Annotated in this window: 7 protein-coding genes; 6 read left to right on the top strand and 1 reads right to left on the bottom strand. The window is 68.9% G+C overall.

Annotated elements, in window-relative coordinates; translation table 11 throughout:
* The 4 genes from VF794_RS17000 to VF794_RS16985 all read left to right on the top strand — a co-directional run.
* Positions 1-2,079: hypothetical protein (locus tag VF794_RS17000; RefSeq protein ID WP_331111662.1), on the top strand; the 2,079-nt coding region annotated here is incomplete at its 5' end.
* Positions 2,076-3,158: a hypothetical protein gene (locus tag VF794_RS16995; protein WP_331111658.1), complete on the top strand. Its 1,083-nt coding sequence runs from the start codon at positions 2,076-2,078 to the stop codon at positions 3,156-3,158. The genes VF794_RS17000 and VF794_RS16995, both read left to right, overlap by 4 nt.
* The gene (locus tag VF794_RS16990; RefSeq protein ID WP_331111656.1) at positions 3,151-3,666 is read left to right on the top strand and encodes a hypothetical protein; all 516 of its coding nucleotides are present in this window, start codon (positions 3,151-3,153) and stop codon (positions 3,664-3,666) included. Before VF794_RS16995 ends, VF794_RS16990 begins: the two co-directional genes overlap by 8 nt.
* Positions 3,667-4,198: 532 nt before the next feature.
* Positions 4,199-5,272 (top strand): ADYC domain-containing protein, encoded by a 1,074-nt coding sequence (locus VF794_RS16985; protein ID WP_331111653.1) that lies wholly within the window; start codon positions 4,199-4,201, stop codon positions 5,270-5,272.
* Here VF794_RS16985 and VF794_RS16980 read toward each other — a convergent pair.
* A complete protein-coding gene (locus tag VF794_RS16980; RefSeq protein WP_331111651.1) occupies positions 5,269-6,108 on the bottom strand; it encodes a sigma-70 family RNA polymerase sigma factor in 840 nt (279 codons plus the stop codon). The two genes, VF794_RS16985 and VF794_RS16980, sit on opposite strands and share 4 nt — an antisense overlap.
* 112 nt (positions 6,109-6,220) lie before the next feature.
* Between VF794_RS16980 and VF794_RS16975 the strand changes: the two genes are divergently transcribed.
* Both VF794_RS16975 and VF794_RS16970 read left to right on the top strand, forming a co-directional pair.
* On the top strand, positions 6,221-10,168 hold the full coding sequence (locus VF794_RS16975) for a bifunctional serine/threonine-protein kinase/formylglycine-generating enzyme family protein (protein ID WP_331111649.1): 3,948 nt from the start codon (positions 6,221-6,223) through the stop codon (positions 10,166-10,168).
* A 266-nt stretch (positions 10,169-10,434) separates the two neighbouring features.
* The coding region (locus VF794_RS16970) for a tetratricopeptide repeat protein (RefSeq protein ID WP_331111647.1) at positions 10,435-11,094 on the top strand (660 nt) is incomplete at its 3' end.

Here is an 11,094-nt window from a genome sequence, read left to right as displayed (position 1 = left end):
GAGCGCTTCAGCGCCAGGACGTTCGACGCCCAGGAGCAGCTCGACACCGGCAAGCTCGCCTCCATTCGCGCGACACTCGAGCAGTTCGGCGCGGTGCACGTCCGTCGTACGGGCCTTCGCGGCGTGGACGACACCCTGCGCGCGATGTGCGAGCTCGGCTTCGCGCCGCACGAGCAGTTCTCCGCGGGTGGTCGCACCAGCGAGGCGTGGCAGAGGAAGTGGGTCGAGCCCGGCCTTCGACGGATGGACTTCTATCCGCCCGAGCTCTACCTGCTGCCCAACAACGAGGTGCAGTACCAGCGCTGCTCACCGCGCCGCGTGCTGTTCTACTGCCATCGCGCCCCCGCGAAGGGTGGTCGCACCTTCGTCCACCGCGCGGACGCCATCGTCCCGCTGCTGTGTGAGACAGGCCGCTTGGGCCGCGCGCTCGTGGACAAGCTCGAGCGCTTCGGGCTGGTCATCGAAACGGGCTTCCTCCACCGCGCGCACCCGCTGAAGAGCGCCAACTATTTCCAGTCGTGGCAGGAGCGCTTCGGCGCCGACGATCCCGACGAGGCGCTCGCGCGCGCACGCGCGAGGACGCTCGAGTACGACGAGTGCTGGATTCGCAACGACCCGAGCGAGCGCGCACACCCCACCCTGATGGCGCGCGTCACCCTCAGCGCGTTCTGGTCCGACCCGAGCAATGGGCGGAGGTACCTGCGCTTTCCACGCATCGCCCTGGATGCGCCGAGCGCGAAGAATGGGTACCGGCGCTTCACGCTCAGCAACGGCGAAGAGCTCAGCGGCGAGGAGCGCGAGGTCCTCATCACGGCGTACCTCGCCTCTCGCGAGGGATTGCATTGGAACGACGGAGACCTCGTCCTTTTCGACAACCTCCGCTACGGGCACTCCCGCGAGAGCTTCGAAGGCGACCGGGAGGTCTACGTCGGCATGGCGGGCGAGCTCTGGGACGACCGCACCGAGCAGGCGCGACGGCAGAGAGAGGCGGCACGGGCGAAGCCGGCTCCCGTGCTCGACCGATTCGCCAGCACCGCCTCGGATCCGTCCCTGCGCTACGCCATCGCCCCCGCCCTCGTCCGGCGCGACGAGCTGCTCAGCGCGCGCACGTTCGACGCCGAGGGCGCGCTCGACGCGAGGGCGTTCGAGGCCATCCACCGCGAGTTCGCCCGCCACGGAGCGCTGCACCTCCGCAACACCGGGCTGGCGTTCAGCGAGCCCGGACAGCTCGGTGAGGACCTGCTCGAGGCCCTTGGTTTCGGCCGGGAGTCGAGCTTCGCCTGGGGCGGAATGAACAGCGGTCGCACCACGCGCAAGGCCCTCTCGCGCGAGCTGCGCGCCACCGACGAGTACCCCTCGCACCTCTGGCTGCTGCCGCACAACGAGGTGCTCTACCAGCGGCACATGCCCGCGAGCCTGCTCTTCTTCTCCGCCAGCGCGTGCCCCCCCGCGCGGGGCGGACGCACGTTCGTGCACGAAGCCGATGGGATGGAGCGCTGGATTCGCTCGCGTGGCCCCAGGGGTGAAACCCTGCTCGGCGCCCTGCGCGAGCACGGAATGCTCATCGAGATGGGCTTCGTCGATGAGCGACACCCCGAGAAGCACAGGAACTACTTCCGCTCGTGGCAGGACCGCTTCGAGACGCAGTCGCGCGACGAGGCCGAGGCGCGTTGCCGGGCCTCGACGCTGCAATTCGACGAGTGCTGGTGGCGTGAGGAGCCCACCGCCTCCCGTGAGCCCCGCTTCACCTTGATGACGCGCGTGCGGGTTCCGGGCTTCTACCGGGACCCCGTGAGCGGGCGCGAGACGATGCTCTTTCCGCGCATCGCGCTCGACCCGCTGTCCATCGTCAACGGCTACCGCCGCTATCCGCTCGGAAACGGCCGCGAGCTGAACGACGACGAAGTCGACCTCCTGATGGGGGCGTTTCTCGCCACACGCGAGGGCCTTCACTACGAGGCAGGCGACATCCTGCTCTGTGACAACATCCGCTACGGGCACTCGCGCGAGGCCTTCACCTCGCCCCGGACGCTCGGTGTCGCCATGGCCCGCACGGTCTCGCTCGAGCACCTCCGATGAACCCCGAGCGCTTCAGCCCGAACCAGTTCCGACACGCCTCGAGCATCACCCACCCGAGTGAGTTTCGCGACGGCCGTTGGCGCACCTTCACCCCGCGCGCCCCCGTCGAGCGCATCCTCCTCGGCAGGCGCTGGCTGCTTCGCCCCGGGCTGACGTTCACGCCGTACGCCAACCCCACGCGCTGCAACGCGCACTGCTCCTTCTGCTCCGAGGAACTGGCGCGCATCGACGCGACGCGCCTCTCCGCACACACGACCATCACCGACCACGACCGCTACTTCGCGGCGCTGGACCGCGCATGGAACGAGCTGCGTGGATTCGAGATGGGACTGAGCCTCAGCGGCCTCGAAGCGACCTCCGAGCCCGAGTGGCTGCTGCGCCTGCTCTCGCTGCTGGATGGGCACGGCGCGCTGTTCGCCGAGCGCGTGCTCTACACCAACGGCTCGGGGCTCGCGAACGACGAGCGCCTGGTTCCCGCGCTCGCCCGCGCTCGTTTCGACCGTGCCGAGCTGTCCCGGGCGCACTTCGACGCGAAGGTCAACCTGCGCATCATGCGCTTCGACCTCGGGCAGCCCATTCGCGGCACCGAGGTGTTCCGCGAGACCGTTCGCCGTGTGCAGCGCGAAGGCGTGCCGGTGAAGCTCGTGTGCATCCTCAATACACAGGGCGTCTCCACGATTGACGACGTCGAGCGCTACCTCGACGAAGCCGAGGCGCTCGGGGTGGAGCACGTCGTGTTTCGCGAGCTGAGCGTCCTGGGCGACATCTACCGGGAGAACCGCGAGACACGCTGGATCGCGGCCCACCGCGCCCCCGTGCGTGCGCTCATGGACGCCCTCCTCGATGACCAGGGTCGCACGCGCACGGGCTGGACGCTCGAAGGCGTCACGTCGGGCTACTACTACTACAACGAGCGCTATCGGCGCGGTCGCCTCCACGTCACCCTCGAAGGCTCGAGCTACGTCGCTCACCGTGACGCCGTGGAGTCGGGCGTGCTGCAAAAGCTCGTCTTCCACTCGACCCGCGAGCTGTGTGGAGACTGGGTTCCCAACGCGCAGGTCATCGGCTGCTATGACTGACGCGCGCTCGCTGTTGCAGCAACTCGCGGTCTCGAACGTGCGGTACGTCACCTTCGGCAGCACCGGACTCGCGCTGCTCCACCCCGCGCACTTCTCTGGCACACGCATCACCGACGTGGATGTGCTGCTCGCCCGCGGCATGGACACGCTGCTCGCGTTCGTCCACTTCGCCCAGAGCCGACATGCGACGGTCACCTCCTGGGGAGAGCCCTTCGACGTCGCCCACCGCGACAATGCGCTGGAGGGCCGCTTCTACGTTCGCGCTCGGTTCGACGGTGGCCTGCAATTCGACGCCACCTACGAGAACGAACAGCTCGACGGGGGCGTCCTCTTCGAGCGCGCGCAGTGGGTGGACCGCATCCCCGTCTGCCCCGAAGAGGAACTCTGGTTCTCGAAGTACCTCAAGGACCCGGGGAAGGCCCAGCGGTTCGCGCTCGAGCACGGCCTCGAGATTCCCCCCGCCGCGCTCGAACGTGCGCGGGCCGTCCTGCGCCCGACGAGTCCTTGAGCATCTGGTCTTGAAGTCGCGGAATGGTGACAGGCTTTTTGTCCCCGGTGTCGGCCGGGAAGCGCTGCGGGCACGTCGCGCCATTGTGGTGGCAGAGGGCACTTCGTATGCGAAACACGTGAATGGAATCGTCTTCACCACGCTTGGAGGCATGGGCGTGGTCACGGCCATCACACTCACCGCGGTCGGGTGCGGCCAGGTGCGGGAGCGCGGAGGAATGTGCACGGCTGGGCTGATTACGGGCGGTGTCTCCGTCCCGGTCACTGCTTTTGCCCTGTGGATGCTGCTTGATTCTTCTCCGAAGGCGCACGTCCTCCCGGCATTCCAACCCAAGGCTCACCATGGACAGCCGCCCGTGACGTTCTCTCTTGCACCCAACGGAATCGCCGGGACATTCGAACCTGTGGGGGGAGGGGGCTGTACGCGGAGGTAGGGAACAAATTTCCCTGCATGATTGCCCGGGTCACCGGCTCTCCCCGGCTGCGGGGCAGCGATTCGCGCCCATCGAAGTGAACGCAATGGAGAGAAAGTAATGACCGCGATGAGGAAGTATCTGCTCGCATTGATGTGCCTTCAGCTTCCCGTGCTGGCGCACGCGGAGCGCCCCAGCCCCGCGAGCGTGGCCGCCCCGGTGAACCAACCCGAGCGCTACGCGCGGCGATGTCAGTCCCAGGCGTCCCAACGTACCGTCAAACCCCAGGGGACGATGCTGTGGGGCACCCGGCGCTCCTGGGACACCGAGAAGGTGGCCGACGAGCGCAGCAGCGTGCTCGTCTCGGTCGGCCTCGAGCCCCTGCAATCGGCGGATGGCCAGGTGAAGGCACTGCAGCTCGAGGGCGGGCGCCTGGTGCCCGCATCCATCACCGCCCTCGCTCCGAGGGCGCCCACGGGCACGGGGATCATCGGCACCGTGCTCCAGGGGACGGCGAGCGACGGCAAGCCGGTGGAGGTGGCCATCTGCGGCGCCGAGCCCTCCCCCGAGGACCCCGGCATGGTCTGGTACCGCATCGAGGCCTGGAACGCGGTGGCCCAGGACTGGGAGAACCCCTGCGTCGCCCTGAACCGCGTGCCCGACCCCCGGGCGCTCGCGCTGAGTGGCGTCTGGGACGCGAGCGGCGCCCACCACGACGTCCCGGGCAAGTTCACCTTCGCCTGTGAGAACGGCGCCCTCACCAAGTGCGTCAACTGGGGCTACAAGCCCTGGGCGCGCCGCGACGGGCAAGCGTTGGCCGACTTCCACCAGGCCTGCACGCGCATGGCTCGCGCGGACTACTGCGGCAACGGCCGCAGCCACACGCACGAGGACACCGCCCTCGACATCTACGATCGGCTCGGCGTGCTCGCGCGGACGACCGAGTCCTCGGCGGGCTGGGAGCTCGCGCTGGCCTCGTTCGAGGCGGCGTGGGCACCCGACGGGGCCACCTGCCTGGCCCGGACTCGGGACGGTCGCGCCCTGGAGACGATTCTCCGGGAGTGCCCCAACCGCTTCCGCACGGGCGCGGCGCTCGACCTGGGCGAGGGAGACCGCTGCACGGTGTCGCGCGCGGATGCGAGTCCCACGACAGCGCTGCTGCGCAACCAGTCCTATGGACGCGAGGGTCCCTAGGACTCCTCCTGCTTCAGGAGCTGGCTGATGCCCAGCTCGAGCTGGCTGTCGAGGACGGCCAGGAAGCTCTTGAAATCACGGGAGGAGAGGCCCAACCGCGCCCGCAGACGGCGCTGCGTCTCCTCGTAGACCGTCTGCCGTGCACTCTTCAACCAGCGGGAGACCGTCGATTGATTGACGCGAAAGAGCGCGGCCAGATCGTACATCGAGAGCCGATCGACGAAGTAGAGGCGGAACAGGTGGCGCTCGTCGGCCGAGAGCGCGGAGAAGGCCTCGCGCACGGCATGGCGGAAGTCGGCGTGGTAGCGCCGTTTGATGAGATCCAGCTCCGCGTCGACTCCTGGCGCCGGCAGTGCCTCGATGATGGTGTCCGCGTCCTGATCGGGCGCGGGCTTCTCGACGGCCTGCAGCTTGATGGCGATGCGCACGGCGGTGACACGCACCCAGCTCAACAGCGCGCCTCGCCCCGTGTACTCAGCGATCTTGGGGCCACCTTCGGGCGTGGAGACCAGGAGCTTCACGCGCGCCAACTGGCACACGTCGTCGAGCATCGCCTCGGACTGCTTGGGACCCTTGAGCAGCCCCGGCAGCTTCGCGAGGTAGTTGCGCTCGAGGAGCTCGATGGCGGAGGGAATCCCTCGCACGCAAGCACACGCGAGGTAGAGCTCCGCCAGGGAGAGCTGCTCGAGGAGTGGCTCGAGGGGGCTGTCGGGACTCGCCTCGGGCAGCCGCTCGGCGAGATGCTTCACGAACGGCTCGGCGGGGAGGGCCACGGTCGGCCACTGCGCTCGGGAAGTCTCCCAGGCGTGGACGAGCAGGCGCTCGAGAGCGGCCATATCCACGGGAGGAACGAAGCCCACCTTTGTGTACGCGAGAAACGCCGGAGCTAGCTCGGACACCTGTTCCATTTTCATCAACATACCATAAAAATCCGATTTCATCGAATTCATGAGTCCGTCCACTGCCAGCGACAGCGGGTTGAGCACCTCCAATTGCCTGATGGACGAGGTCCTGGTGGATCTCCTCGATGGGCGGTTGTCCGACGAGGCGTTGGCCCGTGCCCATCAACACGCCGCCGGGTGCGATGCCTGCCGGACTCTTCTCGCCTCGGTCTCGCGGGGTGGCCTGGGGACGAAGCCCGGTGTCCCGGAAGGCTCCGAGCCGGCTGGCGTCAACCTGGAGGAGGCGGGTCTCTCCTGGACCCCGCCCGAGGTGTTCGACGAGTTCCGCCTCGAGCGCGTGCTCGGTCGCGGAGGCATGGGCGTCGTCTACCTGGCGCATGACACCTCGCTGGAGCGGCGCGTGGCGGTGAAGTTCATCGCCTCCAGTCAGCCCGAGCCCTGGGTCCGTGCGTATTTCGAGACCGAGGCCCGCACGATCGCCCGGTTGCAGCACCCGAACATCGTCAACGTCTTCCGCGTCGGTGAGGTGGGTGGGCACCCCTATATCGTCTCCGAGTACGTCGTTGGCCAGAGCCTCGCGGAGCTGCCACTGCCAGTGCCCTGGCGTCGGGTCCTGGCGCTCGGCGTCGGCCTCGCTCGGGGGCTGGTGGCGGCGCATCGCCAGGGAGTGCTCCACCGCGACATCAAGCCTTCCAACGCCCTTCTCACCGAGGACGGAGAGGTGAAGCTGCTCGACTTCGGTCTGGCCGAGCGCTTCGAACCCGGAGCGGCCTCGCCGCCGTCCAGCACACACCTCGCTGGCACGCGGCGCTACATGGCACCCGAGCTCCTCCTGGAGCGTGCTCCCGCGACGCCCAGAAGTGACCTCTATGCCTTGGGCCTGGTGCTCCACGAACTGTGGACGGGAGAGTTGCCGGGGGACCCGCCCCGAGCGGAAGGGAAACCGGAGATCGATCCGGACTTCGCCGAGATCATCGCGCGATGCCTGGCGCCCAATCCGCTCGACCGCTTCGCCTCGGCCGAGGCGCTCTGCGAGGCCCTCGAACGCCTCGAGCGGCTCAGCGCCCCAGCCCCCCTGCTCGCCAGCAATCCCTACCGCGGCCTGGCACCCTTCGAGGCCGAGCACCGGGCCCTCTTCTTCGGACGTGACGCCGACATCCGCGCCGTGCTCGAGCGCCTCCGCCACCGGCCGCTCGTCCTCGTCGCCGGGGACTCTGGCACCGGCAAGTCCTCGCTGTGCCGCGCTGGCGTGCTGACCCGGATGGAGGCTGAGCCGCTGGGCGAAGCGCGTGAGCGAATCACGGTCACGCTGTGGCCCGGCCGCCGCCCGCTCGAGGCCCTGGCCGCCGCGCTCGCGCCTGTCCTGGGCTTGAAGGAGGCGGAGTTCCTCACCGCGCTCGCGGACACCTCGGCATGGCTCGGGCAGGCGCTGCGCGAGGCGCACCAGGGTGGGCGGAGCCTGATCCTCTTCGTCGACCAGCTCGAGGAACTCATCACCCTCTCCGAGCCGGTCCAGGCAGCGCACTTCGCCCGCCTCCTGGGCGAGCTCTCGCTTCCGTCGCAGGGGGTGCGCGTGCTGCTGACGGTGCGCGGCGACTTCCTGACGCGTCTGTGCGCGTTGCCCGGCCTGGGCGACGAGGCCGAGCGAGCGCTCTACATCCTCCGCCCCATGTCTCCCGAAGGGGTGCGTGAGGCCATCGTCGGCCCCGCGCGAAGTCGGGGTGTGGTCTTCGAATCCGGCGAGTTCGTCCAGACGCTCGTCGAGTCCACGGCGGACGGAGTGGGCAGCCTCCCCCTGCTCCAGTTCGCGCTGGCCGAGCTGTGGGAGCGGCGCGACCCGGCGGGAGGGCGCATCACCCGGGAGGCGCTCGACGAGATGGGCGGCGTGGCCGGAGCGCTGTCGCGGCACGCGGACGGGGTGCTCGCGCGCCTGAGTCCCAACGAGCGCGAGGCGGCGCGGCACCTCCTCCTCCAGCTCGTGACGGGGGAGGGCACGCGCATCGAGCGTGGCGAGGAGGAACTCGTCGAGGCCTCGGATGAGTCCTCCCGGGCCGCCCTTCGCGCACTCGTGGAAGGTCGCCTCCTGCACACGCGCACCGCCGGAGGCCAGCCGCGCTATGAGATCGCCCACGACTCGCTCATCGCGAGCTGGGGCACACTCCGGGGCTGGCTCGACGACAACATCGGCCATCGCGCGGTGCGCAAGCGGGTCGAGGCGGCGAGCGCGGAGTGGGAACGCCTGAAGCGCGCCAGGGAGGCCCTCTGGGGACGGCGACAGGTCGAGGAGGCGCATCCTCTCGAACTCTCCTCCCTGGGGCCGCGCGAGCGTGCCTTTCTCCTCGCCTCCCGCCGCGCCGTGACACGCCAGCGGTGGGGTCGCAGGCTGGCCACGCTCGTCCTCGCACTCGCCGTCGTCGCCTCCTATGGTGGGCATCGACTCCAGACGTACCTCGCGGATGTACGCTTCGTCGCCGCCCAGGTCGACGCGGCGCGGGAAGTACTCGCCGCGGGTCGTGCCCTCGCCCAGCGGGCCAGCACGCGCCGCGAGGATGCGCTGGCGCTGTTCGATGGCCGGCCTGATCCGTCCGTTGGCCTCGAGAACTCGCTGGACCCTTATGCCCTCAAGCGCGCCGCCGAGCAGCGATGGACCGAGGCGCTCACCCTGAGAGATCAGGCCGATGCGGCCTACGCCCGCACGAGCCAGTTCCTCGAGAAGGCCCTTGATCGAGATCGTGGCCACGTGGACACGCGTCGGCTCATCGCGGAGGTCACCTATGAACGAGTCCTCCTCGCCGAGCGCTTCCACCAGCGGCGCGAGCGCGACCAATGGGCCCAACACCTGGAGCAGGTGACCGACGGGGCGCGGGAGGGAGCGGAGTGGCGGCAACGACTCCTGGCCCCGGCCGAGCTCGAGATCGTGACGGAGCCTCCCGGCGCACGCGTCGAGATCGAGCGCTACACCGATGTGCAAGGGACGCGACACCGAAAGCCCGTCGCGGAGTCGGATTCCCTGGGCCCTACGCCCATCTCCCGCCTGCGCCTGCCAGGGGGTTCCTATCTCCTCCACGTCACGCAGCCGGGACGCGTGCCGGTGCGACTGCCTCTGCTCCTCACTCACGGCGCCCGCGAGCAGGTCCGCCTCGTGCTCCCCACCGCGGTGCCCGCTGGCTATGTCTACATCCCACGGAGCTGCTTCCTCCTGGGCAGCTCCGAGCCGGAGGACGTGCGGATCTTCATGCTCAGCCCGCCGCTTCACCAGTTCTGTCTCAACGAGGGCTACCTGATCGGGCAAAAGGAGGTGACGTTCGGCGACTGGCTGACCTACCTCGACGATCTGCGCCCGGATGCACCCGCGAGACGGATTCTCGAGCAGCCGCGCTTCAGCTCCACCGGGGCGGTCACGCTGCGGCGGCAACCCGGCGCCGGGTGGGTTTTCTCCTTCTACCGCTCGCGCGAGGACGTCGTCTTCTCGGCGAAGGAGGGCGAGCTCTTCCACTATCCGGGGCGGACCCGGCGGAATACCGCCGACTGGCGCCAGTTTCCCTTGTCCGGGGTCTCCGCCGAGGATCTGGCGCGCTACTTCTACTGGCTCGACAGCACGGGGCGTCTCCCAGGAGCACGCCTGTGCAGCCAGAACGAGTGGGAGTACGCGGCCCGTGGCGCCGATGGCCGCCGCTACCCCCATGGGGACCAGCAGCTGCAGCCCGACGACGCCAACATCGACATGACCTACCAGCGGAAGCCCATGGCCTTCGGGCCCGACATGGTCGGTTCCCACCCGGTGTCGGTGAGCCCCTTCGGTCTGGAGGACATGGCCGGAAACGTCTATGAGCTCACGCGCTCGACGACACCGGAGTTCCACCGCGTCGTCCTCCGGGGAGGCTCCTGGTACTACGACGCCTTTGGCGCGCACATCGCGAACATCTCCGCGGGCGATCCGACGGCGCGCGATGCCGCGATTGGCGTGCGCGTCTGTGCCTCGTTCTCTCCCTGAGTCAAGGGGGGAGGGGGCCCGCGGCGGATGCCCGGCGGAAGCCCCCGGAAAAAGAATCCGCGGATTTTCTGCATGATTTTCCCGCTCGGGGGCTCTCCCCTGTGTAGGGCATTCCATTCCACAGGTGGGATGCTCGCCTTGGGTTAGGGACTGGGACGTTGGGCGGAGTGCATTCATCCGTGCTCGGCACGGGTGTGTATTGGCGGGGGGCCGCCCACGTCCCTGGTTCCGCTTTTCGGGTGGCGAGTTGTAGCCCAGGAGCCGACATGCAGTGGGTTCGCGGGATGATGGTCGTGGTGCTGTGCTGTGCGGCGGGCGCGGCGGAGAAACCCGACGCGCGGCTGCTGGAGGCGCGGACGGCCTTCGACGAGGCGAAAGGGCTCTGGGACGCGGGCAGGTACGCCGACGCCATCGCGAGGGGCGAGCAGGCGCTGGCCCTGCGGGAGGCCGTGCTCGGGGGGGCTCATCCAGACGTCGCCAGGAGTCTGGGCCTGCTCGGTCTTCATCACCTGCTTCAGGGGAACCCTGTCCGGGCCGAGCCGCTCTTCTCGCGTGCGCTGGCCATTCAGGAAGCGGCCCTTGGCCAGAACCACCCGGAGGTCGCTCAAACGCTCACCCACCTCGCCAGCCTCTACGCGGTCCAGGGGTTATACGCTCGTGCCGAGCCGCTCCATGTGCGTGCGCTGACCATTCGGGAAGCGGCTTTCGGTGAGAACCATCCCCTCGTCGCCGAGTCGCTCCACCACCTGGCCAACCTTTCTGGGCAACAAGCCTCGAACGCTCGGGCTGAGGCGCTTTTCTCGCGTGCGCTGGCCATTCAGGAAGCGGCTCTCGGCGAGAACCACCCGGAGGTCGCTCAAACGCTCAACGGCCTCGCCAGCCTCTACGCGGACCAAGGCTTGTACGCTCGTGCCGAGCCGCTCTAC

The sequence above is a fragment of the Archangium sp. genome (genome assembly GCF_036389735.1).
Classification (GTDB): domain Bacteria; phylum Myxococcota; class Myxococcia; order Myxococcales; family Myxococcaceae; genus Archangium.
Note: the sequence above shows the minus strand (reverse complement) of the source record. Positions and strands in the feature narration are given on the sequence as shown.

Excerpts from the sequence above, each read along its gene's own strand:
- VF794_RS16995 (WP_331111658.1), top strand. The coding sequence starts at position 2,076 with ATGAACCCCGAGCGCTTCAGCCCGAACCAGTTCCGACACGCCTCGAGC.
- VF794_RS16990 (WP_331111656.1), top strand. The coding sequence starts at position 3,151 with ATGACTGACGCGCGCTCGCTGTTGCAGCAACTCGCGGTCTCGAACGTG.
- VF794_RS16985 (WP_331111653.1), top strand. The coding sequence starts at position 4,199 with ATGACCGCGATGAGGAAGTATCTGCTCGCATTGATGTGCCTTCAGCTT.
- VF794_RS16980 (WP_331111651.1), bottom strand. The coding sequence starts at position 6,108 with ATGGCCGCTCTCGAGCGCCTGCTCGTCCACGCCTGGGAGACTTCCCGA.
- VF794_RS16975 (WP_331111649.1), top strand. The coding sequence starts at position 6,221 with ATGAGTCCGTCCACTGCCAGCGACAGCGGGTTGAGCACCTCCAATTGC.